Here is a 26,356-nt window from a genome sequence, read left to right as displayed (position 1 = left end):
AGGCGACCGCGTTGACGGGACTGGGCAGGCTGGCGCAGGAGGCGGGTGACCCTGACCGGGCCCGTGCCTTCCTGACCGAGGCGCACACCCTGGCGAAGGATTTCTTTGCCCGGGCCGCCCCCCCCCCCCCCCCCCCCCCCCCCACCCACACCCCCCCCCCCCCCCCCCCCCCCCCCCGGCGGGGGCCGCCCCCCCCCCCCCCCCCCCCCCCCGGCCGGTTCACCGGCACGCCCTAGTAGCGCGGCCGGTTGAACCAGGCGGCCGCCTGGTTCAGCGAGCAGAAGACGAGGGTGAGCACCGCTACGCCGAGCCACAGGACCAGGATCGCGGGGCTCTCCAGCGTGGTCTCGTTCCCCGCGTACTGGATCAGGCCGTAACTCGCGATGACGGTGTTCAGCGAGCTGGCGACAAGCGCCATGGTCCGGGTCCCGGGCCCACCGCGGCCGAACAGCGAGGCGGCCGTGAAATGCAGTGCGGCCATTCCGCCGCCGATGACGAAGAAGGCGAAACCGATGGCGACGACGGCGTCCCCGGAGTTCCGGGCGAACATCAGGTCGTCGGAGTCCTGGGCGGCGAGCGCGCCGATCAGCATGCCCACGGCCATCAGGCTCCACACGGCTCCGGCGACGAACAGCAGCACGCGTGCGGTGGTCAGTTGGCCCGGCATCCGCATCGGCATCCACGGCATCCCGCCCGGGTAGGGCTGCATGCCGCCGGGGTACGGCTGCATGCCGTAGCCGGCCTGCTGCGCGTATCCGTAGGGCTGCGGGTTCTGTTGCGGCTGCGCGTAGGGCGGCTGCTGCCCGTAGGCGGGCGGCGCCGGCTGCTGCTGGGGCTGACCTCCGCCGTACGGGCCCGCGCCGTACTGCGGGCCGCCGTAGGGGCCGTAGGGCTGCTGCGGCGGATCGGGCGGATAGCTCATCGTGGCGTCCCTCCGGGCTGGGCATCGGGCTGGGCAGCGGACCGGCCCGCGTGCCGCGCGGCCGTACACACGCCGGGGCCGGACGCGATCTACCGCGTCCGGCCCCGGCGTGTCAGCTTGTACTCAGCGTAGCGCCTCGTGACGACTTGGTGCGCGCCAGGAGTCTTCAGTTCGCGGTGACGACCACGGTGCCGCAGACCTTGTCGGCGAAGGTCTGGCTCTTGGCGTCCCACAGCGGCCACAGCCACCCGAGATAGCAGGCCAGAGAGTCGAGGATGTGGGCCAGCTTCCGGAGGAAGGCCATGCCGAAGCCGATGGGCTGGCCGGTGGACTCCTTCACCAGACGGACGTTCACCATCTTCTTGCCCGGGCTCTGCCCGGTGGTGCCCTCCTGGTACAGCATCCAGAGCATCACCCCGATGTAGACGAGCACGCCCAGGACGACCAGGATCATTCCGCTGTCGCCCATCGCGAAGCCCGCGAGAGCGAGAACGCCGTACGGCACGCCCGCGATGAGGCCGTCGACTATGGTGCCGCCGACGCGCGAGCCCCAGCCCGCGTAGTCGCGCGGGGCGCCGACCGGGTTGTAGCCGTAGCCGGGCTGCTGCGGGTAGCCGTACTGCGGCTGGCCCATGGGCGGCCCCATCGGCTGACCCTGCTGCGGGTAGCCGTAGCCCGGCTGACCCTGCGGCGGCACACCCTGCGGGGCCTGCTGGTAGCCGTAGCCGGGCGGCTGCTGCTGTCCGTAGGGGTTGTTCGGGTCCTGCCCTTGCGGCGGGGGTGGGTAACTCACGAGCGACTTCCTTCGAGCGGAGTGGGGACGGAACGGATTGAACTGCTCCGGGGAACCACGGATCCGCCCCCGCAGGACTGCTGCGTGAGGTGCGCGGTCTGCACGTGTTGCCTCCCCCGAGTGTCAATGCCGCCGTGTGATGGGACTGTCAGCGGACACGGCGCCAGCACACAATGTTGGTGGCCCGGAGCTGATGCTGTCCAGCCAAGATCTCCGACTGTGGCGAATCCGCAACGCTTGACGCCGGACGGTCACCCATGGTTCAGAAGCGTCGCACACCCCGGGCGTACCGTGGCCGGGTGCCAGGATTGGAGACCAGCGGCAGGTATCCGGGAGAATGGTGACCATGACCGCTCAGATTCTCGATGGCAAGTCCACCGCAGCCGCGATCAAGTCCGAAGTCGCCGCCCGCGTCGAAGCGCTCCGGACCCTCGGTATCACGCCGGGCCTCGGCACCCTGCTCGTCGGCGAGGACGTCGGCAGCCAGAAGTACGTCGCCGGGAAGCACCGCGACTGCGCGCAGGTGGGCATCGCCTCCATCCAGCGCGAACTGCCGGACACCGCGACCCAGGAGGAGATCGAGGAGGTCGTACGGGAGCTGAACGAGAACCCGGAGTGCACGGGATACATCGTCCAGCTGCCGCTGCCCAAGGGCATCGACGTCAACCGCGTACTCGCCCTGATGGACCCGGACAAGGACGCGGACGGGCTGCACCCCACCAGCCTCGGCAAGCTCGTGCTGGGCGACCCGGGCCCGCTGCCCTGCACCCCGAACGGCATCATCGAACTGCTGCGCAGGCACGGCGTCGCCCTCGCCGGAGCCCATGTCGTCGTGGTGGGCCGGGGCATCACCGTCGGCCGCTCCATCCCGCTGCTGCTGACCCGCAAGTCCGAGAACGCGACGGTGACCCAGTGCCACACCGGCACCCGGGACCTGCCCGCTCTGCTGCGCCAGGCGGACATCGTCGTGGCGGCGGCCGGAGTGCCGCACCTGGTCAAGCCTGAGGACGTGAAGCCGGGCGCGGCGGTGCTGGACGTCGGCGTCAGCCGGGACGAGAACGGCAGGATCCTCGGCGACGTGCACCCCGGTGTGGCCGAGGTCGCGGGCTGGATCTCCCCCAACCCGGGCGGCGTCGGTCCGATGACCCGCGCCCTGCTGCTCCAGAACGTCATCGAGGCGGCGGAGCGCGGCACGGCGGGCTGAGAGGCCACCCGGCAGCCTCTGACCAGTAGCAGCACAGCGAGCCGACCGAAGCGAGATCAGGAGCGTCCATGGGCGGACAGAAGGCGACGGCACCCGACGGGCCCCCGCCGAAGACGAGATCGCGCCGTTTCCCCACCCTCACGCGGGACACCGCCCGCCCCGAGGGCGGCGGCCGGGCGGCGAGCGGTACGGCACCCGCGCCCTACCGTCAGTGGCCGCTGCTGGTGGTGTGGGGAGGGATGCTCACCGGACTGCTGGTGACCATGGCGGAGTTCCGCAGCGGAACCATCATCATGGGGGTGTCGCTGCTGGGCGCCGCCGTACTGCGCTGGACGATGGCCTCGGTGGGCATGCTGGCGGTGCGTTCACGCTTCACCGACCTGGTGACCTACGGGCTGCTGGGCACGATGATCGTGATGCTGGCGATGCTTGCGCAGCCGGATCCGTGGATCGCGATCCCGATCCTCGACGACATCGTGCACTTCTCGGTCCGCTGATCCGGACGTCCGGTAATCCCGACGTCCGATAATCTCTGACTTCCCGTCAGCTTCTGTCGCCCGCGGCCGCGCGCGACACCTCGGCTCGCTCCTCATGCGGCGGCCGGACGGCCATCGGGTGGCAGACTGGGCGGGTACGCGCACGGCCGGTGATCCGGGACGCATCCGTGCGGCTTCCGGTCTGGACCGCGATCCCGGCTTTCCGTATCCCCCCTGTGAGCCGGAGACGCGGATCCGGGGGACCGGCACCAACCTGGGGGACGAGGGGGACAGATGCCTCGCTGGAAGGCGCTACCGGACGAACTGGATCCGCAGATCCGCGAGTTCACCAGCCAGCTGCGCCGTCTTGTCGACCGCAGCGGGCTGAGTCTCGCCTCGATCGCGGACCGTACCGGCTACAGCAAGTCGTCCTGGGAGCGCTACCTCAACGGACGGCTGCTGGCGCCGCGTGGCGCCACCCAGGCGCTCGCCGATGTGACCGGCACGGAGGTGCGGCATCTGGCGACCATGTGGGAACTGGCCGAACGGGCCTGGAGCCGCAGTGAGATGCGTCACGACATGACGATGGAGGCGCTCCAGGTCGATCAGGCACGCGCCGCGCTGGCGGAGGCGGAGGCGGCCGCCCCGGCCAAGGGCCGCCGGTGGGGCCTGGGCCGCGACCGGGATGCCGAGAGCGAGCCGCTGGTGCCGCCCGAGGGCGCGGTGGGCGTCGCCCCGCAGCATCCGGTTGCTGGAACCGCTGGAACCGCTGGAACCGCTGGACGTGCTGGGGCTGCACCGGTGGTGCCCGAGGAGGCGGCCGTGCCGACGGATCCGGGGACCACTCGGCTCAGCAGGCAGGCGATCGCCCGCGCGGGTGATGCCACGGGCACCCGTGCCCTCGACGCCTCCGCTCCCGCGGTTCCCGCCCCTCCCGTGGCTGCCCCCACGGGGCCGCCCGTCACCGTCAGTCCCGGAGTCGGTCCTGGTCCCGGTCCCGGTCCTGGTCCCGGAGCAGGGCGCGGCAGACGCGGACCCGGCCGTGGCAGAGGCGCGATGGCCGTCGGTGGAGCCGCTGCCGCGCTCGTCGTGCTCGCGACTGCCGTTTTCGCCCTCGATCTCACCGGTGAGGACTCCGCCGCCGAATCTCCCCCGCCTTCCCCCGCCGCGAAGGCCCCGAAACTGCCCGCAGGCGTCAAGTGCACCGGGGCGGACTGTCACGGCAAGGACCCGGAGAAAATGGGCTGCGGCGGCCAGCACGCCCGCACCGCGGGGACGGGCATGGTCGGGCCGAGCTTGGTCGAGGTCCGCTACAGCAAGGTGTGCGGGGCGGCCTGGGCCCGGATCGCCGGGGCGGCCGACGGCGACATGCTGAAGATGTCCGGCGAGAAGCGGACCACGAACGTACGGGTGGAGAGCGCGACCGACGCCTACACCTCGATGGTGCCCGTCAGGAAGCTGACGCGGGCGCGCGCCTGCGCGACGCTCGCCGTCGGCACCGAGGGGTGCGTCAAGGGCTCCCCGGCGGCGTCCAGCGACACGCCGTGAGCCCCGGCCGTAACCGTTTCGAGATTTCCGGCATGCCCGGCGTGATATCGGGGCAGGCGTCCCACTAACCCCCCACGGGTGTGGCAGCACACCCGGGCAGTCGCCCGTCCGTCCCCCCTCCTTGAGCGGGCGGCTGCCCATGGTGATCGCCCGTCCGATAGCCTGGCGGTGGGGTCTCTTGATGTAGAGAGATCTTCGCGCAGTGGCATGTCGCCACGCGTCAGCACAACGCCCCAGAGCCCAGAGCCCGGGTCCCGTTCCTGGGGAGACCCACCGCCACCGTCAGGTACTACGGAGACCGCCATGACCCGCACTCCCGTCAATGTCACCGTCACCGGCGCCGCCGGACAGATCGGCTACGCGCTGCTCTTCCGTATCGCCTCCGGCCATCTGCTCGGCGCGGACGTGCCGGTCAAACTGCGCCTGCTGGAGATCCCGCAGGCCGTGAAGGCCGCCGAAGGCACCGCGATGGAGCTCGACGACTGCGCCTTCCCGCTGCTGCGCGGCATCGAGATCACCGACGACGCCGAGGTCGCCTTCGACGGCACGAACGTCGCCCTGCTGGTCGGCGCCCGTCCGCGCGCGAAGGGCATGGAGCGCGGTGACCTCCTGGAGGCAAACGGCGGCATCTTCAAGCCGCAGGGCAAGGCGATCAACGACCGCGCGGCGGACGACGTCCGGGTGCTGGTCGTCGGCAACCCCGCCAACACCAACGCGCTGATCGCCCAGGCCGCCGCGCCCGACGTACCGGCCGAGCGCTTCACCGCGATGACCCGGCTGGACCACAACCGCGCGATCTCGCAGCTGGCCAAGAAGACCGGCAGCGCCGTCTCGGACATCCGGAAGCTGACCATCTGGGGCAACCACTCCGCGACGCAGTACCCGGACATCTTCCACGCCGAGGTCGCGGGCAAGAACGCCGCCGAGACCGTGAGCGACGAGCAGTGGCTGGCCGACGAGTTCATCCCGACCGTCGCCAAGCGCGGCGCCGCCATCATCGACGCCCGCGGCGCCTCCTCGGCCGCCTCCGCCGCCAACGCGGCCCTCGACCACGTCTTCACCTGGGTCAACGGCACGCCGGAGGGCGACTGGACCTCGATGGGCATCCCCTCGGACGGCTCCTACGGCGTGCCCGAGGGCCTCATCTCGTCCTTCCCGGTCACCTGCGCGGGGGGCGCGTACGAGATCGTCCAGGGCCTGGAGATCAACGACTTCTCGCGCGGCCGCATCGACTCCTCCGTCAAGGAGCTCTCCGAGGAGCGCGACGCGGTTCGCGGTCTCGGCCTGCTCTAAGAGCCAGGACGCCTGCGGCGGGTACCGGCCACGTGGCCGGTACCCGCCGCAGGCATGTGAGGCAGTCCGTGCTGTCGTGCGCCGTCAGTACTGGAACCCGTCGGTGGCGAGTGTGATCTCCGCCGGGGTGCCGCCGAGGTCCATGGTCCGGCCGTACTTGACGGTGAGGTCCGATGCGTAGCCGCTGAGCAGCCGGTCGTCCTCCGACTCGGTGTTCGGGCTCCGTGTATAGGTGGCACAGCCTACGCAGGGATACCGGACACGGCCGCTCACCAGCAGTTACGTCGCATCTGGAAACTATCTGAAAAATGCACGGCATGTCCTGGTAAGGACGCTTAAATGCCAGTGAGGAAGGCCACTTATTGGCCTCGCCGGACATACACCTGCCCGACCAGGGCAGGGAGATGCTTCTGCCGCCCATCGAGAAATGGCGCGGCGCCGAACATCTCGCACATGGAAGGCAGAGACCGCGGTGTCCGTAAGAGAGAGCATTCACATCGACGGCGTGTGGCAAACGGCCGCATCCGGTGGCACGCGGGAGGTCCTCGACCCCGCGGATGCCACGACTCTCGCGGTGGTCGCCGAGGGTGGCACGGCGGACATCGACGCGGCCGTGCACGCGGCGCGCCGCGCGTTCGACACCGGCAGCTGGCCCGGCACCCCCGCCGCGGAACGTGCCGCGCTGCTGCGCCGCGTCGCCGTACTCCTCCAGCGTGACCGCGAGGAGATCGCGCTGACCGAGTCCCGTGACACCGGCAAGACGCTGGAGGAGGGCCGGGTCGACGTGGACGACGTCACCGCCGCCTTCCGGTACTTCGCGGACCTGGTGGGCAACGAGTCCGCCGGACGGGTGATCGACGCGGGCACCCCGGACGTGCACAGCGTCGTCGTGCACGAGCCCGTCGGCGTCTGCGCCATGATCACGCCCTGGAACTACCCCCTTCTCCAGGCCAGCTGGAAGGTCGCCCCCGCGCTCGCCGCGGGCAACACATTCGTCCTCAAGCCCAGCGAGGTGACCCCCCTCAGCACGCTCCGGCTCATCGGGCTGCTCGCGGAGGCCGGTCTCCCGGCGGGTGTGGCCAACGTGGTGACCGGCGCGGGCGACCCGGTCGGTGCCCGCATGGCGGAACACCCCGGAGTCGACCTGGTGTCCTTCACCGGCGGCCTGGCCAGCGGTACGAAGGTCGCGCAGGCCGCCGCGCCGACCGTCAAGAAGGTCGCCCTGGAGCTGGGCGGCAAGAACCCGAACGTCGTCTTCGCCGACGCGTGTGCCACCGAGGAGGGCTTCGACCTCGCCGTCGACCAGGCCCTCAACGCCGCCTTCATCCACAGCGGCCAGGTCTGCTCCGCCGGTGCCCGGCTGATCATCGAGGAGTCCGTACGGGACCGCTTCGTCGCCGAGCTGGCCGCCCGCGCCCAGCGCATCCGGCTCGGCCGGGGCACCGAGGACGGCGTCGAGTGCGGCCCGCTGGTCTCCGAGCAGCAGCTTGCCAAGACCGAGGCGTACGTGGCGTCCGCGCTTGCGGAGGGCGCGGTACTGCGCTGCGGCGGTGAACGCCCCGAACCTTCGGACGTGCGTCCGGCGACCGGCTACTTCTACGCGCCGACGGTGCTGGACGCCTGCCACCGCGGCATGCGGGTCGTCCGGGAGGAGACCTTCGGGCCGATCCTGACGGTCGAGACCTTCCGCACCGAGGCGGAAGCCGTCGAACTGGCGAACGACACCGAGTACGGCCTCGCGGGCGCGGTCTTCTCCTCGGACACCGCACGGGCCCGCCGGGTGGCCGGCCGGCTGCGGCACGGGACCGTATGGATCAACGACTTCCACCCGTACCTCCCGCAGGCGGAGTGGGGAGGCTTCGGCAAGTCCGGCGTCGGGCGCGAACTGGGCCCGCACGGGCTGGCCGAGTACCGCGAGACCAAGCACGTCTACGAGAACCTCCGTCCGGCACCCGTGCGCTGGTTCGCGGGATGACCGTCCCGTGAACAGCGGCCGCTCGCCCGCAGGTCACCGCAGAAGCTCACAGCCGGGCGGGCGTATCCGCTGCCGCACTCCGCGATTCGCATGTCCGCGCGCCGGGGTTCCCACAATCCGGCCGACTTCACCCCCAAGGAGCAGTACCCCCTATGGCCACCTATGACTACGTCATAGTCGGCGGCGGCACGGCCGGTTCCGTGATCGCCTCCAGGCTCACCGAGAAACCCGGCGTCCGTGTCGCCCTCATCGAGGGAGGCCCCTCGGACATCGACCGCCCCGAAGTACTCACGCTGCGCCGCTGGCTGGGCCTCCTCGGCGGTGAACTCGACTACGACTACCCGACAACGGAGCAGCCCCGCGGCAACTCCCACATCCGGCACAGCCGGGCCAAGGTGCTCGGCGGCTGCTCCTCGCACAACACGCTGATCTCCTTCAAGCCGCTCCCCTCCGACTGGGACGAGTGGGAGGAGGCCGGGGCCCGCGGCTGGAACGCCGAGGCGATGGACCCGTACTTCCGAAAGCTGCGCAACAACGTTGTCACGGTGGACGAGAAGGACCGCAACGCCATCGCCCGCGACTGGATCGAGGCCGCCACCACCGCTCTCGGCGTGCCCCTGGTCGAGGGGTTCAACAAGCAGCCGTTCACCGAGGGCGCCGGATTCTTCGACCTCTCCTACCATCCGGAGAACAACAAGCGCTCCTCCGCCTCCGTCGCCTACCTGCACCCGCACATCGAGGCCGGCGACCGTCCCGGCCTGGACATCCTGCTGGAGACCTGGGCCTACCAGCTCGAACTCGACGAGAACCGGGTAACGGGCGTGCGCGTGCGGACGAAGGACGGCGAGGAGCAGCTGCTGACGGCCTCCCGCGAGGTGCTGGTGTGCGCGGGCGCGGTGGACACCCCGCGGCTGCTGCTGCACTCGGGGATCGGCCCGGCGAACGACCTGGAGGCCCTCGGCATCCCGGTGCGGCACGACCTGCCGGGTGTGGGCGAGAACCTGCTCGACCACCCGGAGTCGGTGATCGTCTGGGAGACGGACGGACCCATCCCCGAGAACTCGGCGATGGACTCCGACGCAGGCCTGTTCCTGCGGCGGGACCCCGCCGTACCGGGGCCGGACCTGATGTTCCACTTCTACCAGATCCCGTTCACCGACAACCCCGAGCGGCTCGGCTACCAGAAGCCCGAGCACGGCGTGTCGATGACCCCGAACATCCCCAAGCCGCGCAGCCGGGGCCGCGTCCACCTCACCTCCGCCGACCCCTCGGTCAAACCGGCTCTCGACTTCCGCTACTTCACGGACGAGGACGACTACGACGCCCGCACCCTCGTGGACGGGATCAAGGCCGCCCGCGAGGTCGCGAAGGCCGAGCCGTTCGCCAAGTGGCTCAAGCGCGAGGTCTGCCCCGGCCCGGAGATCACCTCGGACGAGGAGATCAGCGAGTACGCGCGCAAGGTCGCGCACACCGTCTACCACCCGGCCGGTACGTGCCGGATGGGCGACGCCGACGACGGCCTCGCGGTCGTCGACCCCGAGCTGCGGATACGCGGGCTGGAGGGCGTCCGGATCGCTGACGCCTCGGTCTTCCCGACGATGCCCAGCGTGAACCCGATGATCGGCGTGCTGATGGTCGGGGAGAAGGCGGCCGATCTCCTCCGGTCGGATCCGACGACGGCACCGGGAGGTGTGGCGTGAAGACAACCGCCGAGAACCCTGAACAGCACTCCGAAACCGCGGCAGACACCGCCGTGGAGACTGCCGAGCAGTCCGCGACCGGTCCCGTGTTCTCCGTCAAGGGGTTGTGGAAGGTCTTCGGCCCGAAGGCCGAGAAGGTGCCCGGCAACAAGGAGTACCAAGGTCTGAGCGCCTCCGAGCTGCGCGCCAGGACCGGTTGCACGGCCGCCGTCCGCGATGTCTCCTTCGACGTGCACAAGGGCGAGGTCTTCGTCGTCATGGGGCTGTCCGGCTCCGGCAAGTCCACCCTGGTGCGCTGTCTGACCCGGCTCATCGAACCGACCTCCGGCTCCCTGGTGATGGACGGCGAGGACGTCCGGGCCATGGACGGGAACCGGCTGCGCGAGCTGCGCCGCCACCGCGCCGCGATGGTCTTCCAGCACTTCGGCCTCCTGCCGCACCGCAGCGTGCTGGACAACATCGCCTACGGGCTGGAGATCCAGGGCGTCGGCAAGCTCGAGCGCCGTGCGAGGGCCGCCCAGATGGTGGAGAAGGTCGGACTCGACGGCCTCGGCGAGCGCCGCCCCCGGCAGCTCTCCGGCGGCCAGCAGCAGCGTGTCGGGCTGGCCCGCGCACTCGCCGTCGACCCCGAGGTGCTCCTCTTCGACGAGCCCTTCAGCGCCCTGGACCCGCTGATCCGGCGGGACATGCAGGAGGAGGTCATCCGCCTGCACCGGGAGGAGGGCCGCACGATGGTCTTCATCACCCACGACCTCTCCGAGGCGCTCCGCCTGGGCGACCGCATCGCACTGATGCGGGACGGCGAGATCGTCCAGCTCGGCACTCCCGAGGAGATCGTCGCCCACCCGGCCGACGACTACGTCCGCGACTTCGTCCGTGACGTGCCGCGCGAGCAGGTCATCTCGGTGCGCCGCGCGATGCGCCCCGCGGTCGGCGGCGAGGCTGCGTCCGGCCCCGTGCTGGCGCCCGGTGCGCTGGTCTCCGAGGCGATCGAGACCGTGGTCCGCGAGGGCGGCCCGGCGCGGGTGATGGACGGCGACGAGCTGCTGGGCGTCGTCGGCGTCGAGCAGCTGCTCGCGGTGGTGGCGGGCCTCGACGAGGAGGCGCCCGCCCCGGACGGCCCGTCCCGCGCCGGGTCTCCCCGGGCCCGGACCGGCGGAGGACGCGAATGAGCTCCCCGGCCACTCTGGAGAAGAGCGCCGCCGCCACACCGGAATCCGCCCCCGAGGGCGGCCCCGACCGGGGTGCGCGGGTGCGGTCCTGGCTCGGCGTGAATCCGCGCACGGCCCTGGCGCTGGCCGCCCTCCTGCTGGCGGTCGTCAGCGCAGTCGTCGTGGGGGAGAGCAACTGGCCCTCCGCGTGGACGGTCGACGTGGAATCACCGCTGGACGATCTGAACGTCTGGCTGGTGGACAACCGCGACACCCACTGGATCTTCCTCTACTTCCTGCTGCACATCAGCAACACGGCGCAGAGCTCCGTGGACAGCATGGTCGAGCTGTTCGACTCGCTCGGCTGGATCGGCGTCACCCTCGTCGGCACGCTGGCGGCCTGGACCGCGGGCGGCGCCGACCTCGGCCGCCGCGCGCTGCGGGTTGCCGGCACCGCTCTCGGCGTCTTCGCCGTCTGCGGGCTGCTGGGCATGTGGGAGCCCACCATGGAGACGCTGGCGCTGATGACGGTCGCCGTCTTCTTCGCCGCGCTCGTGGGCGTGCTGCTGGGCCTTGCCTCCGGTCTCTCCGACCGCTGCGAACGCCTGCTGCGCCCGGTGTTCGACACCATGCAGGTGATGCCGGCGTTCGCGTACCTGCTGCCGTTCCTGCTGCTCTTCGGTATCGGGGTGCCGTCCGCGCTGGTCGCCACCATCATCTACGCCGCCCCGCCGATGGCCCGGCTCACCTCGCTGGGCCTGCGCGGTGCCGATCCGGCCGCCCTGGAGGCCGCACTCTCCCTCGGTGCCGGTCCCTGGCAGCAGCTGCGTACGGCCCGGCTGCCGCTGGCCCGCAAGGAGATGATGCTCGGCCTGAACCAGACGATCATGATGTGCCTGTCGATGGTGGTGCTCGCCTCGCTGATCGGTTCGGGCGGCTTGGGCGACAAGATCTACCAGGCTCTCGGCGACATCGACGTGGGCGACGCCCTCACCGCCGGTATCGCCATCGTCCTGATGGCCGTGCTGCTCGACCGTACGACCGCCGCCGTGGGCGAACGGCTGGACGCGGACGCCGCGCCCCGCTCCGGTTGGCGGGCGCGGCTGCGCGGCTGGCAGGTCTGGGCCGGTCTCGCGGTGCTCACCGGCCTGCTGTCGGCGTTCGGCTCCAGCATGTGGGCGCGGGCGTGGCCCGAGAACTGGACGGTGGACTTCGATGATCCGGTGAACACCGCCGTCGACTGGTTCGTCGCGCACCTTGGCAGCGGCATCCCGCTGCTGGGCGGAACCATCACCTGGGCGGACGGCTTCACCAGCTACGCGCTCAACCCGCTGCGCAGCGCGCTGCTCGCCACCCCCTGGTGGGCGGTGACCCTGGTGGTCGCGGTGATCGGCTGGGCCGTCGGCACCTGGCGCGCGGCGCTGAGCAGCGTGCTGGCACTGGGATTCATCGGAGTGATGGGCCTGTGGGACCAGTCGTTCGACACTCTCTCCCAGGTGCTCGCGAGCCTGGTGCTGACGCTGGTGTTCGGCTTCCTGATCGGCATCTGGGCCGCCCGTGTGGAACGGGTGGAGCGGATACTCCGGCCGGTCCTCGACACGATGCAGACGATGCCGCAGTTCGTCTATCTGATCCCGGTGATCGCGCTGTTCAGTCTCAGCCGGTCGGCCGGTATCGCCGCGGCGGTGGTGTACGCGCTGCCCGCCGTGGTCCGCATCACCACCCAGGGTCTGCGCCAGGTGGACCCGGCCGCGCTGGAGGCCGCCCGGTCGCTGGGCGCCACCACCAGTCAGCAGTTGCTTCAGGTGCAGCTGCCGCTGGCCCGCCGCGCGCTGCTCGTCGCCGTCAACCAGGGCGTGGTGCTGGTGCTCTCGATGGTCGTCATCGCCGCGCTCGTCGGTGGTGGTGCACTCGGCATCGACGTGGTCACCGGCCTGGACAGGGGCGATCTGTCCCTCGGGCTTCCCGCCGGTGTGGCCGTCGTCTGCCTCGGCATCGTCCTCGACCGGCTCACCCAGCCCGCCTCGCGCGAGCGCAGTCGCGGCTGAGCAGTCGCCCTGCCCCCAGCTCTTCTCCATTCCCCCAGAAAGGTTCCGGCACCTCCCCCGTCGGAACACCACAGCAAAAGAAGGCACTTTCCCTCATGTACAGAAACGCACGGATACGCAACTCACTCGTCGCCGGCGCCGGTGTCGCCGGGATGCTGGCGCTCAGCGCCTGCGGAGCGGCCGAAACCGAGTCCGGCGGCGGTGACACGGTCAGGCTCGCGCAGCCCACCTGGGTCGGCGCGCAGGCCAACGTCGCGGTGGCCAAGAAGCTGCTGGAGGACGAGCTGGACGCCAAGGTCAAGGTCCAGCAGCTGGGCGAGCCCGCCGCCTGGGACGCTCTGAACAGCGGCAAGGCCGACGCCATCCTCGAGGACTGGGGCGGGGTGCCCAAGAAGGAGAAGCTCTACATCGAGGACAAGAAGACCGTCGTCAAGGGCGGCAACCTCGGTGTCAAGGGCCACATCGGCTGGTTCGTGCCCAAGTACTACGCGGACAAGCACCCGGACATCACCGACTGGAAGAACCTCAACAAGTACGCGAAGGACTTCAAGACCTCCGAGAGCGGCGACAAGGGCCAGTTCCTGGGTGCCGCGCCGTCGTACACCACGCACGACAAGCACCTCATCAAGAACCTGGACCTGGACTTCAAGATCCTGCCCACCGGCAATGAGGCGGCGCAGCTCAAGGAGATCGAGCGGCTGTACAAGGCCAAGGAGCCGTTCCTCTCCTACTGGTGGGACCCGCAGTGGATGAACGCCGAGATCGACATGGTGGAGATCAAGCTCCCGGCGTACGAGGAGGGCTGCCTCGAGCCGGTCGAGAAGGCCGAGTGCGGTTACGACACCCTTGACCTGCAGAAGTACTTCAACGCCGACTTCGCCGACGAAGGCGGGGACGCGGCAAAGTTCCTGAAGAACTTCGAGTGGACGACCGAGGACCAGAACAAGGTCGCGCAGATGATCGCGGGCAAGGACATGGACCCGGACGAGGCCGCCGCGGAGTGGATCAAGGGCAACAAGTCCGTCTGGGAGAAGTGGCTCCCGAAGAAGTAACCCGCCTCACGCTGTCGAGCGCCGCCCGCGGCGGTGAACTGTGACAGAAAGTAGTGGACTGGTTTCCGGCGCCATCGCGCCGATCTGCCGTGACCGCCCCCGGAACAGATGATGTTCCGGGGGCGGTTACGATTCATTTCAGCAGTTCAGCAGTGTTGGACGCGCCCCAGCCACCATCCCCCACCCGATTGTCACGCACCTTCATGTCTGCCATATCCAGGAGTCGAGCCGCCTTCGCTGCGCTTGCTCTCCTCACGCTCAGTGCCTGCGGTTCCGTTTCCGGAACCGCTTCTTCCGGTGACGGCGAGGCCGTCACCCTGATTGCCCCCACCTGGGCCGGCGGGCAGGCCAACGTCGCCGTCGCCAAGTACATCCTGGAGAACGAGCTCGGCTACGACGTCTCCGTGAAGGAGATGGACGAAGGGGACGCCTGGAAGGCGGTCGGCACGGGCAAGGCCGACGCCCTCCTGGAGGACTGGGGCCACCCGGCCTTGGAGAAGGAGTACGTCGACCAGGAACAGACCGTCGTCTCCGGCGGTGACCTGGGAGTCAAGGGGAAGATCGGCTGGTACGTACCCGAGTACCTGGCGGACGAGCACCGGGACATCACCGACTGGCGGAAACTCAACAAGTACGCGGATCTCTTCGCCACCTCCGAGATCGGCGGCAAGGGAAGGCTGATCGAGGGCTCCCCGGAGTTCGTCACCCGCGACGAGGCTCTCATCAGGAACCTCGACCTGGACTTCGAGGCTGTCTATGCGGGTAGCGAGGAAGCCCAGATCCAGGAGATGCGGAAGCGGGCCGCGAAGAAGGAACCTTTCCTCACCTACTGGTGGCGCCCGCACTGGCTGGAGACCGAGCTGGAGCTCAAGGAGGTCCGGCTTCCCGCGCACTACGGCGGCTGCGACGCCGACGAGACGACCTCCGAGTGCGGCTACCCGGAGACCGAGCTGCAGAAGTACCTCAACGCTTCTTTCGAGGAGGACGGCGGCAAGGCGGCCGAATTCCTCAAGAACTTCCAGTGGGGCGAGGAGGACCAGAACGAGGTCGCGAAGATGATCGCCCGCGACGGCCTCGCGCCCGAAGCCGCGGCCAAGCGGTGGGTCAAGGAGAACCCGAACACCTGGGAGCTCTGGCTCTGGGGGCTCTGACCTCTTTCCCGCCGCCGCGCCGGGCCGTCGGTGCTCGACGGTTCCGGCGCGGCAGCGGGACGAGGCGGCAGCGGGACGAGGTCAGCCTTCGCGCAGCCGCCGCGCCAGGGTCTCGACCGCCGCCACCGCGCGCGCGTGCAGGTCGCCGCCGAAGGTGACGCGCGAGGCGCCCGCCTCACCCAGCTCCCGTACGCCCGGACCGTGCGGGCTGCCCGGCTCGCCCGGCCCGCCCGTGGCGCAGTAGGCGTTCACCGGCATGCCCGACTCCTGCGCGATCAGGCCCACATCCTTGGGCGGCGCCCCGATCGGGTACAGGCACTCCGCCCCCGCGGCGGCGTACAGCCGCCCCCGCTCGACCGCCTCGGCCAGCGGATCGGCGGCCCCGCGCACGTAGGTGTCGATGCGCGCGTTGAGGAACACCCGCCCGCCCGCTGCCGCGTGCACCTCCGAGAGCCAGTCGGCCTGCCGCTGCGGCTCCAGCAGCACGCCGTCCGCCGAGTCCTCGAGGTTGCAGCCGACCGCGCCCGTGGCGAGCAGCCGTTCGACGATCTCCTCGGGAGGCAGGCCGTAGCCGCGCTCGATGTCCGCCGTGACGGGTAGTCCGCTACCCACCGCACGGACGATCCTGGCCACCGCCGCGAACATCTCGTCGGCCGGAGCCTCGCCGTCCCGGTAGCCGAGGGACTCCGACACGCCGTGGCTAGGCGTCGCCAGACCCTCGAAGCCCGCCGCCGCGAACACCCGCGCACTGGCCGCGTCCCACGGGCCGGGCAGTACGAGGGGGGAGCCGTCGGCACGGCCCCGGTGGAGTGCGCGCAGCCGGTCGACGCTCACTCGGGCCTGCCGTTGACCAGGCTGGCCGGGGTGGTGCGGGTGGTGACCGCGAAGCGGTTCCAGGCGTTGATCGCCACGATCTGCGCTATCAGCTGGGCCAGCTCCGCCTCCTCGTACTGTGCCGCCGCCCGCGCATAGACCTCGTCGGGGACGAATCCGTCGGTCAGTACGGTGATGGCCTCGGTGAGGGCGAGCGCCGCCTGCTCCCGCTCGGTGTAGAGGCTTCCGGCCTCCTCCCAGGCACAGAGAAGGTCGATGCGCAGCTGGGTGACGCCCGCCTTGCGGGCGGCGGTCGTGTGCATGTCGAGGCAGAAGGCGCACTTGTTGATCTGTGAGGCGCGGATCTTGACCAGCTCGGCCACCACCGGGTCGAGCCCTTCCGACGCCGCGCTCTGGAAGGCGGACATGCCCTTGTAAAGGGCAGGCGAAGCCTTCCAGACGTTCATCCGGGGACCGTGTCCATCACTCGTCGTCATGATCCGAGCTTACGACCTGGTGCACGACAGCCAGCGGGCTCCCGGCATCAGTGCGACTCCGCGAACCGGTCGGTCGAGCGCGTCGGCGCGCTGCCCGCGGAGCTGATCGCCGAGCTGGACGAGAGGCTGCGGCGGCACCTGGCGCTGTGACCAGGGACCGCCTCGCCTCTCGCCCGGGCGGCGGGCGGCGGGCGGTCAGGCCGTCAGGCTGTGGTTCCCAGGACGGCGCGGAGCTGGTTCAGGCCCCAGTCCAGGTCCTCCTTGCTGATCACCAGGGGTGGCGCGATGCGGATCGTCGAGCCATGGGTGTCCTTGACCAGCACGCCCCGCTCCATCAGCTGCTCCGAGATCTGCCGCCCCGTGCCGCGCGCCGGGTCGATGTCGACGCCCGCCCACAGGCCCCGCCCGCGTACCGCCCGCACCGGGCCCTCGCCCGCCAGTACGCCCAGCTCGCGGTGGAGGTGCTCGCCCAGCTCCGTCGCGCGCTGCTGGTACTCGCCGGACCGCAGCATGTCGACGACCTCCTGGGCGACCGCGCAGGCGAGCGGGTTCCCGCCGAAGGTGGAGCCGTGCTCACCGGGCTTGAACACGCCCAGTACGGCCCGGGAGGACACCACAGCCGAGACCGGCACGATCCCGCCGCCCAGCGCCTTGCCGAGCACGTACATGTCCGGCACGACGTCCTCGTGCTCGCAGGCGAAGGTCGCACCCGTACGCCCCAGACCGGACTGGATCTCGTCGAGGATGAAGAGGGTGTTCCGGGAGCGGGTCAGCTCCCGTACCGCCGGGAGGTAGCCGGGCGGCGGCACCAGTACGCCCGCCTCGCCCTGGATCGGCTCCAGCAGCACCGCCACCGTGTTCTCGTCCACCGCCGCCTCCATCGCGGCGAGGTCCCCGTACGGCACGATCTCGAACCCCGGGGTGTACGGCCCGAAGGAGGCGCGGGCCTCCTCGTCGGTGGAGAAGCTGACGATCGTCGTGGTGCGGCCGTGGAAGTTGTTCTCCGCGACCACGATCTTCGCCTGGCCGTCCGGCACGCCCTTGACCTGGTAGCCCCACTTGCGGGCGGTCTTGACCGCGGTTTCCACCGCCTCGGCCCCGGTGTTCATCGGCAGCACCATCTCCATGCCGCACAGTTCGGCCAGCGAGGAGCAGAACGCGGCGAAGCGGTCGTGGTGGAAGGCGCGCGAGGTGAGCGTCAGCCGGTCCAGCTGGGCCTTCGCCGCGTCCACCAGCCGCCGGTTGCCGTGCCCGAAGTTCAGCGCCGAGTAGCCCGCGAGCATGTCCAGATAGCGGTTGCCCTCGACGTCCGTCACCCAGGCGCCGTCCGCCGACGCGACGACGACCGGCAGGGGGTGGTAGTTGTGCGCGCTGTACGTGTCGGAGGCGGTGATCAGCTCAGACGACGAGGACGACGACGAAGACGAGGGGGAAGCTTTCGCCATGGGTGGGCGCTCCATTCTTCTTGCCAGACTGACAGGCGGTGCCTCTTTCTACCGCCGACCGGCGGCTTTGTGCAGAACCTTGCGGAATTGGGCCGCCATCCCGGGCAGAACGCCTCCGCCCCGGATCGGAAAGAGTCGAGTGGGTCAGTGTGACCTGTATGACACTGTAGAGGTGAGCTTGTCCGGATACGGGCCCCTGGCGCCATCGCTGCGCGGAGGCTCTGCGAGAATGTGCGCATGGCCAACGATCGTCGCCCCCGCGTGTTCTCCGGAATCCAGCCCACAGCCGGGTCGTTCCATCTCGGGAACTACCTCGGTGCCCTGCGCCAGTGGGTGGACCTCCAGAACAGCCATGACGCCTTCTACGCGGTCGTCGACCTGCACGCGATCACCATCCCGCAGGAGCCCGAGGGGCTGCGCCGCAGCACCCGCTTCGCGGCTGCCCAACTGCTCGCGGCCGGCGTGGACCCTGAGCGGTGCACGCTCTTCGTCCAGAGCCATGTGCCCGAGCACGCGCAGCTCGCCTGGGTGATGAACTGCCTCACGGGCTTCGGCGAGGCATCCCGGATGACGCAGTTCAAGGACAAGTCCGCCCGTCAGGGCAGCGACGGGACGAGCGTCGGCCTCTTCACCTACCCGGTGCTCCAGATCGCGGACATCCTGCTCTACCACGCCGACCGTGTCCCGGTCGGTGAGGACCAGCGCCAGCACATCGAGATCACCCGCGACCTCGCCCTGCGGTTCAACGGCCGCTACGGCGACACCTTCACCGTCCCGGAGCCGTACATCCTCAAGGACACGGCGAAGATCTACGACCTCCAGGACCCGTCGATCAAGATGAGCAAGTCGGCGTCCTCGCCGAAGGGCATCGTCAACCTGCTGGACGAGCCGAAGGCCGCCGCGAAGAAGATCAAGAGCGCGGTTACCGACACCGGGACGGAGATCCGGTTCGACGAGACGGAGAAGCCGGGCGTGAGCAATCTGCTCACCATCCACTCCACGCTCACCGGCACCGGAATCGCCGAACTGGAGGAGAAGTACGCGGGCAAGGGCTACGGTGCGCTGAAGACCGATCTCGCGGACATCGTCGTCGCGTGGGTCGAGCCCTTCCGGGCCCGCACTCAGGAGTATCTGGACGACACGGAGACGCTGGACGCCATCCTGGCCAAGGGTGCCGAGAAGGCGCGGGCCGTGGCCGCCGAGACGCTGGCGGTCGCGTACGACAAGGTGGGCTTCGTGCCCGCGAAGCACTGACCGCAGACCCACTGACCGCAGACCTGACCGCAGACCCCTGCCCCGACCGGGCCGGGAGCCCCCACACTGTGACGGGCGCACCGGCGTCCGGAGCCGCGGGCGGGCACGCATGCTTGGACACCCGGGTGAGCACGCATGTGAGGACGCACAGAACCGGCAACGAGAACACGGGGAACTGAGGAGGGAGAACGACGTGGGGACCGTCACACTCGGTGTATCGATCGCGGTACCGGAGCCGTACGGCAGCCTGCTCCAGGGACGACGCGCGGGCTTCGGCGATCCGGCCGCGCACGGCATCCCCACACACGTCACCCTCCTCCCGCCGACTCAGGTCGACGCCGCCGCCCGGCCCGCGATCGAGCGGCACCTCGCGGGCGTGGCGGCGGCGGGCCGCGCCTTCCCCATGCGGCTCAGCGGCACCGACAGCTTCCGGCCGCTCTCCCCGGTCGTCTTCGTGCAGGTGGCCGAGGGCGGCTCGGCCTGCGGCTGGCTCCAGGAGCGGGTACGGGCCGCGGACGGTCCGCTCGTCCGCGAACTCCAGTTCCCGTATCACCCGCATGTCACCATCGCCCACGGCATCCCCGAGGAGGCGATGGACCGGGCGCACGCCGAGCTCGCCGATTTCGAGGCGGCCTGGACGGCAACCGGATTCGCGCTCTACGAGCAGGGCGCGGACTGCGTCTGGCGCCTCCAGCGCGAGTACACCTTCGGGGACCAGGGCAGCCCGCCGCCCGCCCGCCGCGTCCTGGGCGCATCCCGTCAGGCGGACCACCTCTCCCGCCCGCCTGCTCCTTCGGTCTGACCGCTGTCCGTCTGACTGCCCGGTCCGTCTCACCCTTTCAGGGGCCGACCGGGTGCGGGGCAGTGAGCTCTGGGCGCAGGCGGGTAGGCGGTGCTGATGGACTGGCTCACCAAGCTGCCCGTGATCGGCCCCGCCGCCGCCTGGTTCTTCCGTACCCGCGTCTGGCGTGTGTACGAGCACCTCGACGCGCGCAAGTGGCAGCGGCTGGCCGCCACCCTCACCTTCACCAGCTTTCTCGCGTTCTTCCCGATGCTGGTCGTCGCGGTCGCCATCTCCGCCGCCGTGCTCTCACCGGCCCAGATGGACGACGTCCGGGACGCGATCGCGGATCAGGTGCCCGGCATCTCCGACGAGCTGGATCTCCGGGGGCTGGCCGACAACGCGGGCACCATCGGACTGATCGCCGGGGCACTGCTGCTGTTCACCGGCGTCAACTGGGCCGGAACGCTCCGCGAATGTCTGCGGGCCCTCTGGGACCTGGAGGAGGACCCGGGCAACCCGGTGCTGCTCAAGGTGAAGGACCTGGCGGTGCTCTTCGGGCTGGCGGTGGCCGGGGCACTGTCGATGGCGGCCTCGGCCTTCGCGCTCACGGTCGTCGGCTGGCTTGCCGAGGAGATGGGCCTCGCCGAGGGCGGCCTCGGCAGCTGGCTGCTGCGGGCCGCCGGTTACGCGGCGGCCATCGGGGCGGACTTCCTGGTGCTGCTGTACCTGCTGGAATGGCTGCCCAGGGTCAAGCCGCCCCGCCGGGCCCTGTTCGCCGCCGCGCTGATCGGTGCCGTCGGCTTCGAAGTGCTGAAGCTGGCGCTCGGCGGCTATCTTCAGGGCGTCGCGGCGAAGAGCATGTACGGCGCGTTCGGGGTGCCGATCGCGCTGCTGCTGTGGATCAGCTTCATGTCGAAGCTGCTGCTCTACTGCGGGGCCTGGACCGCCACGGCCGAAGGCGCGGCGCGCGACCTGGAGGGGTCCAGGAGCGACGGGGACGAGGAGGGCGGCCCCGGGCTCAGTCCTGGCCCGGGCGGCGGCGCAGCCCTCGGGGCAGGTCCGGCAGCGGCCAGCGGCGGTGCACCACGTAACCCCCCGCCGCGAGAACCACCAGAGCGCCGCCCGTGATGCCGAGCGCGACGCTCGCGCCTCCCGAGGAGTCCTTGCTGGAGGCGGCCGACGTGTGCGCGGACCGCTCGCCCGGTGCGCTGTCGCCGTTCTTGCCGGGCCCTCCGGCCTCACCGGGGCCGCCTGCGGGCTCCTCACCGGCGGGCGGGACGAGTTCGCCCACGGGGCGTACCTTGTCCGCAGCCGCGAACCCCCAGTCGAACAGCTTCGCGGCCTCCTTGTAGACCTCCAGCTGCTCGCCCTCGGGGTGCATGACGGTGGCCAGCAGCACCCGGCCGTCGCGCTCCGCGACACCGGCGAAGGTGTTGCCCGCCTTCGAGGTGTAGCCGTTCTTCACCCCGGCGATGCCCGGGTACGGTTCGAGGCCGACGTCCCCGGTGAGCAGCCGGTTCGTGTTCTGGATCTCGAAGTACTCGCGCTCCTTCGCGTCCTTCTCGCTCTTCTTGCCGCCCTTCTCCTCGTCCTTCTTGTCGTCCTTGTCGCCCTTGTCGTCCTTCTTCGCCTTGCCGGGGAACTTCGCCCGCACCGTCGAGGCGTAGTCGCGGAAGTCCTCGTTCTGCATCCCGGAACGGGCGATCAGCGACAAATCGTAGGCCGAGGACATCTGACCCGGCTGGTCGTACCCGTCGGGGGACACCACATGGGTGTCGAGGGCGCGCAGCTTCTCCGCCCTGGCGTTCATCTCCCGCACCGACTTCGCCTTGCCGTCGTTCATCGCGGCCAGCACATGCACCGCGTCGTTCCCCGAGCGCAGGAAGACGCCGCGCCACAGGTCCTCCACCGTGTACGTCAGCCCCTCCTTGACGCCGACCAGGCTGCTGCCCTGGCCCATCCCCTCCAGGTCACTGCGCTCGACCTTGTGCTTCCGATCCTTGGGGAACTTCGGCAGCAGCGTGTCGGCGAAGAGCATCTTGAGGGTGCTGGCGGGCGGCAGCTCCCAGTGGGCGTTGTGCGCGGCCAGCACATGGCCGGATTCCGCGTCCGAGATGATCCACGAGCGTGCGGTCAGCTTCTTGGGCAGGGCGGGGGCGTCCGCTCCGGCTCGCGGGTCGACCTGGGTGCCCGGGTTCCCGAGCTTCGCACCGCCGAGGGTGGACATCTGCGCGGGCGGTTCGGGCGCGGGCTTGTCGTCGTCGGGAGCCGCGTGCGCGCCCGGCATCAGCAGAAAGGGCGTCAGGAATGCGGCGGTCGCGGCAGCGAGAGGCAGGGCACGGCGCGGGCGGCGTACGGCAGATGAGGTCGTCGGCACCCGTTGAACGTACAGGCACACAAGTCCGGACGGGATGCTGCGGGGTATCCGGACGACACAGTAGCCCCCGCCAGCGATCAGATTAGGCCGATAGCCATACTTGCCCTTATGCACCGGTCTTCCGGGGAGCCCTCCCCGAATCCACGAATTCTTACCCGTCCCGTTTCGTGGTTTCTGCTCTGCTTCGGGGTGTGGTCGTGGTTCGTGTGGATCACCTTCGTCAAGAACCTCTGGAAGGACGGCAGCGGGCTGGCCTTCGACGACGCGGGTGACCCGACCGGGTACTTCTGGGTGCATCTGGTGCTCGCGGTCACCTCCTTCGTGCTGGGCACGGCGATCGGCGTGCTGGGCTGGCGCGGGCTGAGCGCACTGCGCGGCGGCGGCACCCGTGGCGGGGCCGGGGCCTCCGAGGACGCCGTCCAGGAGAGGGAGCGGACATGATCGCCTTCTATGTGCTGATCGGGCTGACGGTCCTGTCCGTGCTCACCGGGGTGCACTGGTACCTGTGGCGGCGGCTGGTTCGCGACGTTTCGCTGCCGGGCGGCTGGTGGCGCCGCACGGGGACGTTACTGATCATCGCGCTGCCGCTGACCACCGTGGCGACGTTCGTCGCGGAGGGCACCGGCGCTCCGTTCCTGATGCAGCGGATCCTTGCCTGGCCGGGCTTCCTGTGGCTCGCGATGCTGCTGTACCTGCTGCTGACACTGCTGGTGGGCGAGCTGGTACGACCGCTGCTGCGGCGCTTCCTGCCGCGCGCGAGCGTGGCGGCAACCCCGGCTGGGACTTCCGCCGGCGTGGCTGCGGAGCCGTCCGGCGAGCAGGCGCCGCGCAGGCCGGAAGAGGACGTCACCCCGGAGGGGAAGGCGGGCGGCGGCGCGGAGGACGGCGCGGCGCGCCAGGCCACGGCGACCAAGCCCAGCACAGCCGAATCGGCCGAATCGGCCGAATCGGCCGCCCCCGCCCCCGCCCCCGCCCCCGCGCCTGCGCCGGCGCCCGCGCCCGGGGAAGACGGGGACGACGGGGAAGACGAGGCCGGGGAGACCGCGGAGCCCTCACGTCGCCTCTTCATCGCCCGGACCGTCGCGGTCGGCGCCGCCGCCGTCTCCGCGGTGACCGTCGGGGCGGGCGCGTACAGCCTTCTCAACGGCCCCACCGTGAAGCGCGTGACCGTGCCGCTCGCCAAGCTGCCGAGGAGCGGGCACGGCTACCGCATCGCCGTCGTCAGCGACATCCACCTCGGCCCGATCCTGGGCCGGTCACACGCGCAGCGTGTCGTCGACACGATCAACGGGACGCAGCCCGACATGGTCGCCATCGTCGGCGACCTGATCGACGGCAGCGTCGAGGACCTCGGACCCGCCGCCCGCCCGCTCGCCGGGCTCCGCTCGCGGGACGGCACGTACTTCGTCACCGGCAACCACGAGTACTTCGCGGGCGACCCCGCCGAGTGGCTCGAATACCTCCGTGACATGGGCATCCACACGCTGGAGAACGCCCGCGAGGAGCTGCCCGCGTTCGACTTGGCCGGAGTCAACGACCTGGCCGGTGAGAGCGAGGGGGAGGGGCCGGACTTCAAGAAGGCGCTCGGCGGCCGGGACCGGAAACGCGCCTCCGTGCTGCTCGCCCACCAGCCCGTGCAGATCCACGACGCGGTCGACCACAAGGTCGGCCTCCAGCTCTCCGGCCACACCCACGGCGGCCAGATGTGGCCCGCCAACCATCTGGCCGCGCTCGCCAATCCCACCGTCGCCGGGCTGGAGCGCTACGGGGACACGCAGCTGTACGTCAGCCGGGGCGCGGGCGCGTGGGGGCCGCCGGTACGGGTCGGGGCGGACTCCGACGTCACGGTCGTGACGCTGGCCTCGCCCGCGGCCTGACGGGCCGCCGCCCGGCCTCCGGCACGCCTGCCTCCCCCTGCCCTCCGCTTCACCCTCCTCAGCGCGGAGGGAGGGGCCGCGCGAGGCCGGACCGGTAGGCGAAGACGACGAGTTGGGCACGGTCGCGGGCGCCCAGCTTCGTCTTGGCGCGCTGGACATGTGTACGGACGGTCAGCGGGCTGACGAACAGTTCCTCGGCGATCTCGGTGTTGGACTTGCCCTCGGCGGCGAGCGCCGTCACCTCGCGCTCGCGGGCGGTGAGGGCGGCCAGGTGTCCGAGGAGTGCCGTGTCGGGGGCGGCGTCGGGCGTGGCGAGGAAGCGGCTGATGAGGGAGCGCGTTGCCGCGGGGGACAGCAGCGCGTCACCGGCGGCCACCGTGCGGATGCCGTCGAGGAGTGCGTCGGCGGAGACGTCCTTGCCGAGGAAGCCGCTCGCCCCGACGCGCATGGCCCGTGCGACGTTCTCGTCGGTCTGGAACGTGGTGAGGATGAGGATACGGGTGGCCCGCAGGCCGGGGTCGGCGCAGATGGCGGCGGTCGCGGCGAGGCCGTCCGTACGAGGCATGCGGATGTCCATGAGGACGAGGTCCGGCCGATGGACGCGGGCCAGTTCGACGGCTCTCCCGCCTTCGTCGGCCTCGTCGACGACCTCCATGTCCTCACAGGAGTCGATCAGCATCCGGAAGGTCGCCCGCAGCAGGGTCTGGTCGTCGGCGAGCAGTACGCGGATGGTCATCGGGCCCTCTCGGGGGTCAGGAGTGGATGGGGAGTTCGGCGGTGACGGCGAAGCCGCCTCCGGGCCGGTGGCCCGCCTCGAAGCGGCCCCCGACGGTCTGGGCGCGCTCCCGCATGCCGATCAGGCCGAACCCGCCGCCGGGAGCCGGCGGTGGCGAGGTGCCGTCGCCGTCGTCGCTGACCGTGAGGACCAGCAGGTCGCGGGTGTACGCGAGCCGTACCTGTGCGTGGTGCGCGGCGGCGTGCTTGGCGACGTTGGTGAGCGACTCCTGCACGATACGGAAGGCCGTCAGATCCCCTCCGGGCGAGAGGGGCCGCTCCTCGCCGTCGACGGTGACGGTGACCTGGAGCCCGGCGGAGGCGAACGCGGAGACCAGTTCGGGGAGCCGGCCCAGTCCGGGGGCCGGTGCCAGGGTGTCGTCGGGGTCGTCGGGCTGCCGCAGGAGGCCGACCGTGGCCTGGAGTTCGCGCAGGGCGGAGGCGGTGGTGCCGGTCAGCTCGCCGAGGATCTTCTCGGCCTGCTCGGGGCGGCTGCGGGCGAAGTGCGCGGCGGTACCGGCCTGGGCGTTGGCCAGGGCCATGTGATGGGCGACGACGTCGTGCAGTTCGCGGGCGATGCGGACGCGTTCCTCGGCGACGCGGTGGCGGGCCTCCTCCTCGCGGGTGCGTTCGGCATGCTCGGCGCGGGTCTGCACGGCGCCCAGGTAGGCGCGTCGCAAACGGACCGCCCCGCCCAGGACGACCGGAAGCATGCACCAGAAGGCGGTGAGGATCGCGCTCTCCGCCCAGGGCTGGCTGCCCTGGCCGGAGAGCACCGCCATGAGGAACACCAGCGCGATGACGGCGAAGCCGTGGGTACGCGCGGTCCGCTCGGGCGTGCGGACGGCCAGCTCGTAGAGCGCGACGATGACCGGCAGCAGCAGCTGGGGCGAGAGCTCGTAGCCCAGACCGCCGGAGACGCCGACACAGACGGCGGTGAACACGACGACGGCGTGCGGGCGACCGCGACGCCACGGCAGGGAGAGGCACGCGGCGGTCGCGAGGGGCAGTCCGATCCACCAGCTGGGCCCGGGCCCGGCTATGAGGTACTGCCCGCCGGCGGCGGCGTACACCAGCAGCAGGAAGGCCGTCTCGATGAGGCGGGGGTGATGGTCGGCGAACCGCCGCCAGCCGGTGAACATGGGCCGCTCCCTCGGGTGCTGACGCGGACTGGACCCATCGTGGGCCACATGGCCCGCGTCCGGACAGGCCCTGAGGGCTG

At 70.7% G+C, this 26,356-nt stretch carries 24 protein-coding genes; 15 read left to right on the top strand and 9 right to left on the bottom strand.

What is annotated here, in order from left to right:
- Positions 1–232 precede the first annotated feature (232 nt).
- Both LHJ74_RS32355 and LHJ74_RS32350 read right to left on the bottom strand, forming a co-directional pair.
- On the bottom strand, positions 233–922 hold the full coding sequence (locus LHJ74_RS32355; RefSeq protein WP_260221870.1) for a hypothetical protein: 690 nt from the start codon (positions 920–922) through the stop codon (positions 233–235).
- A 166-nt stretch (positions 923–1,088) separates the two neighbouring features.
- Entirely contained in the window at positions 1,089–1,715 is a 627-nt protein-coding gene (locus tag LHJ74_RS32350) for an RDD family protein (RefSeq protein ID WP_260221869.1), read from the bottom strand.
- A 346-nt stretch (positions 1,716–2,061) separates the two neighbouring features.
- Between LHJ74_RS32350 and LHJ74_RS32345 the strand changes: the two genes are divergently transcribed.
- The 4 genes from LHJ74_RS32345 to LHJ74_RS32330 all read left to right on the top strand — a co-directional run bounded on the left by LHJ74_RS32345 (position 2,062) and on the right by LHJ74_RS32330 (position 6,236).
- Positions 2,062–2,919, top strand: coding sequence for a bifunctional methylenetetrahydrofolate dehydrogenase/methenyltetrahydrofolate cyclohydrolase (locus LHJ74_RS32345; protein WP_260221868.1), 858 nt, complete (start codon positions 2,062–2,064; stop codon positions 2,917–2,919).
- Positions 2,920–2,987: 68 nt separating this feature from the next.
- On the top strand, positions 2,988–3,416 hold the full coding sequence (locus LHJ74_RS32340; RefSeq protein WP_260221866.1) for a DUF3017 domain-containing protein: 429 nt from the start codon (positions 2,988–2,990) through the stop codon (positions 3,414–3,416).
- Between the two features lie 273 nt (positions 3,417–3,689).
- A complete protein-coding gene (locus LHJ74_RS32335) occupies positions 3,690–4,943 on the top strand; it encodes a helix-turn-helix domain-containing protein (RefSeq protein ID WP_260221865.1) in 1,254 nt (417 codons plus the stop codon).
- A gap of 303 nt (positions 4,944–5,246) precedes the next feature.
- Complete coding sequence (locus LHJ74_RS32330) at positions 5,247–6,236, top strand: malate dehydrogenase (protein WP_260221864.1); 990 nt, start codon at positions 5,247–5,249, stop codon at positions 6,234–6,236.
- A gap of 84 nt (positions 6,237–6,320) precedes the next feature.
- Here the strand turns inward: LHJ74_RS32330 and LHJ74_RS32325 are convergent, their stop codons facing one another.
- Entirely contained in the window at positions 6,321–6,509 is a 189-nt protein-coding gene (locus LHJ74_RS32325; protein WP_260221863.1) for a hypothetical protein, read from the bottom strand.
- Between the two features lie 199 nt (positions 6,510–6,708).
- Here LHJ74_RS32325 and LHJ74_RS32320 point away from each other — a divergent pair, with 199 nt between their 5' ends.
- The 6 genes from LHJ74_RS32320 (at position 6,709) to LHJ74_RS32295 (ending at position 15,313) form a co-directional block, all read left to right on the top strand.
- On the top strand, positions 6,709–8,211 hold the full coding sequence (locus LHJ74_RS32320) for an aldehyde dehydrogenase family protein (protein WP_260221862.1): 1,503 nt from the start codon (positions 6,709–6,711) through the stop codon (positions 8,209–8,211).
- A 152-nt stretch (positions 8,212–8,363) separates the two neighbouring features.
- Positions 8,364–9,911, top strand: a complete 1,548-nt coding sequence (locus tag LHJ74_RS32315; protein WP_260221861.1) for a GMC family oxidoreductase — start codon at positions 8,364–8,366, stop codon at positions 9,909–9,911.
- 53 nt (positions 9,912–9,964) lie between these two features.
- The gene (locus tag LHJ74_RS32310; RefSeq protein WP_260221878.1) at positions 9,965–11,083 is read left to right on the top strand and encodes a quaternary amine ABC transporter ATP-binding protein; all 1,119 of its coding nucleotides are present in this window, start codon (positions 9,965–9,967) and stop codon (positions 11,081–11,083) included.
- Entirely contained in the window at positions 11,080–13,110 is a 2,031-nt protein-coding gene (locus tag LHJ74_RS32305; protein WP_260221860.1) for an ABC transporter permease, read from the top strand. The genes LHJ74_RS32310 and LHJ74_RS32305 overlap by 4 nt, the downstream gene beginning before the upstream one ends.
- 95 nt (positions 13,111–13,205) lie before the next feature.
- Positions 13,206–14,162 carry an ABC transporter substrate-binding protein gene (locus tag LHJ74_RS32300; RefSeq protein ID WP_260221859.1) on the top strand — a complete coding sequence of 319 codons (957 nt, stop codon included), beginning with the start codon at positions 13,206–13,208 and terminating at the stop codon, positions 14,160–14,162.
- Positions 14,163–14,365: 203 nt separating this feature from the next.
- Positions 14,366–15,313: an ABC transporter substrate-binding protein gene (locus LHJ74_RS32295; RefSeq protein ID WP_260221858.1), complete on the top strand. Its 948-nt coding sequence runs from the start codon at positions 14,366–14,368 to the stop codon at positions 15,311–15,313.
- An 81-nt stretch (positions 15,314–15,394) separates the two neighbouring features.
- Here the strand turns inward: LHJ74_RS32295 and LHJ74_RS32290 are convergent, their stop codons facing one another.
- The 3 genes from LHJ74_RS32290 to rocD all read right to left on the bottom strand — a co-directional run bounded on the left by LHJ74_RS32290 (position 15,395) and on the right by rocD (position 18,068).
- Positions 15,395–16,147: an isocitrate lyase/PEP mutase family protein gene (locus LHJ74_RS32290; RefSeq protein WP_260221857.1), complete on the bottom strand. Its 753-nt coding sequence runs from the start codon at positions 16,145–16,147 to the stop codon at positions 15,395–15,397.
- Entirely contained in the window at positions 16,144–16,623 is a 480-nt protein-coding gene (locus tag LHJ74_RS32285; protein ID WP_260221856.1) for a carboxymuconolactone decarboxylase family protein, read from the bottom strand. The genes LHJ74_RS32290 and LHJ74_RS32285 overlap by 4 nt, the downstream gene beginning before the upstream one ends.
- A 203-nt stretch (positions 16,624–16,826) precedes the next feature.
- A complete protein-coding gene (rocD, locus tag LHJ74_RS32280) occupies positions 16,827–18,068 on the bottom strand; it encodes an ornithine--oxo-acid transaminase (RefSeq protein WP_260221855.1) in 1,242 nt (413 codons plus the stop codon).
- Between the two features lie 237 nt (positions 18,069–18,305).
- Between rocD and trpS the strand changes: the two genes are divergently transcribed.
- From trpS to LHJ74_RS32265, 3 genes are all read left to right on the top strand, one after another.
- On the top strand, positions 18,306–19,322 hold the full coding sequence (trpS, locus tag LHJ74_RS32275; RefSeq protein ID WP_260221854.1) for a tryptophan--tRNA ligase: 1,017 nt from the start codon (positions 18,306–18,308) through the stop codon (positions 19,320–19,322).
- Positions 19,323–19,515: 193 nt separating this feature from the next.
- Complete coding sequence (locus LHJ74_RS32270) at positions 19,516–20,124, top strand: 2'-5' RNA ligase family protein (protein WP_260221853.1); 609 nt, start codon at positions 19,516–19,518, stop codon at positions 20,122–20,124.
- A 96-nt stretch (positions 20,125–20,220) separates the two neighbouring features.
- Positions 20,221–21,234, top strand: a complete 1,014-nt coding sequence (locus LHJ74_RS32265; protein WP_260221852.1) for a YihY/virulence factor BrkB family protein — start codon at positions 20,221–20,223, stop codon at positions 21,232–21,234.
- Here the strand turns inward: LHJ74_RS32265 and LHJ74_RS32260 are convergent.
- On the bottom strand, positions 21,125–22,483 hold the full coding sequence (locus LHJ74_RS32260) for a D-alanyl-D-alanine carboxypeptidase family protein (RefSeq protein ID WP_260221851.1): 1,359 nt from the start codon (positions 22,481–22,483) through the stop codon (positions 21,125–21,127). The two genes, LHJ74_RS32265 and LHJ74_RS32260, sit on opposite strands and share 110 nt — an antisense overlap.
- A 108-nt stretch (positions 22,484–22,591) precedes the next feature.
- On the opposite strand from LHJ74_RS32260, the gene LHJ74_RS32255 reads away from it, so the two are divergent.
- Together LHJ74_RS32255 and LHJ74_RS32250 are read left to right on the top strand one after the other, a co-directional pair.
- Complete coding sequence (locus LHJ74_RS32255; RefSeq protein WP_260221850.1) at positions 22,592–22,924, top strand: SCO4848 family membrane protein; 333 nt, start codon at positions 22,592–22,594, stop codon at positions 22,922–22,924.
- Positions 22,921–24,360 carry a metallophosphoesterase gene (locus tag LHJ74_RS32250; RefSeq protein ID WP_260221849.1) on the top strand — a complete coding sequence of 480 codons (1,440 nt, stop codon included), beginning with the start codon at positions 22,921–22,923 and terminating at the stop codon, positions 24,358–24,360. The genes LHJ74_RS32255 and LHJ74_RS32250 overlap by 4 nt, the downstream gene beginning before the upstream one ends.
- 58 nt (positions 24,361–24,418) lie before the next feature.
- Here LHJ74_RS32250 and LHJ74_RS32245 read toward each other — a convergent pair whose 3' ends face one another.
- Together LHJ74_RS32245 and LHJ74_RS32240 are read right to left on the bottom strand one after the other, a co-directional pair.
- Positions 24,419–25,096: a response regulator transcription factor gene (locus LHJ74_RS32245; RefSeq protein ID WP_260221848.1), complete on the bottom strand. Its 678-nt coding sequence runs from the start codon at positions 25,094–25,096 to the stop codon at positions 24,419–24,421.
- Between the two features lie 16 nt (positions 25,097–25,112).
- A complete protein-coding gene (locus LHJ74_RS32240; protein ID WP_260221847.1) occupies positions 25,113–26,276 on the bottom strand; it encodes a sensor histidine kinase in 1,164 nt (387 codons plus the stop codon).
- Positions 26,277–26,356 lie beyond the last annotated feature (80 nt).

The organism is Streptomyces gossypii, from assembly GCF_025165795.1.
Lineage (GTDB): Bacteria > Actinomycetota > Actinomycetes > Streptomycetales > Streptomycetaceae > Streptomyces > Streptomyces gossypii.
This window is presented reverse-complemented; position numbering and strand designations above follow the sequence as displayed.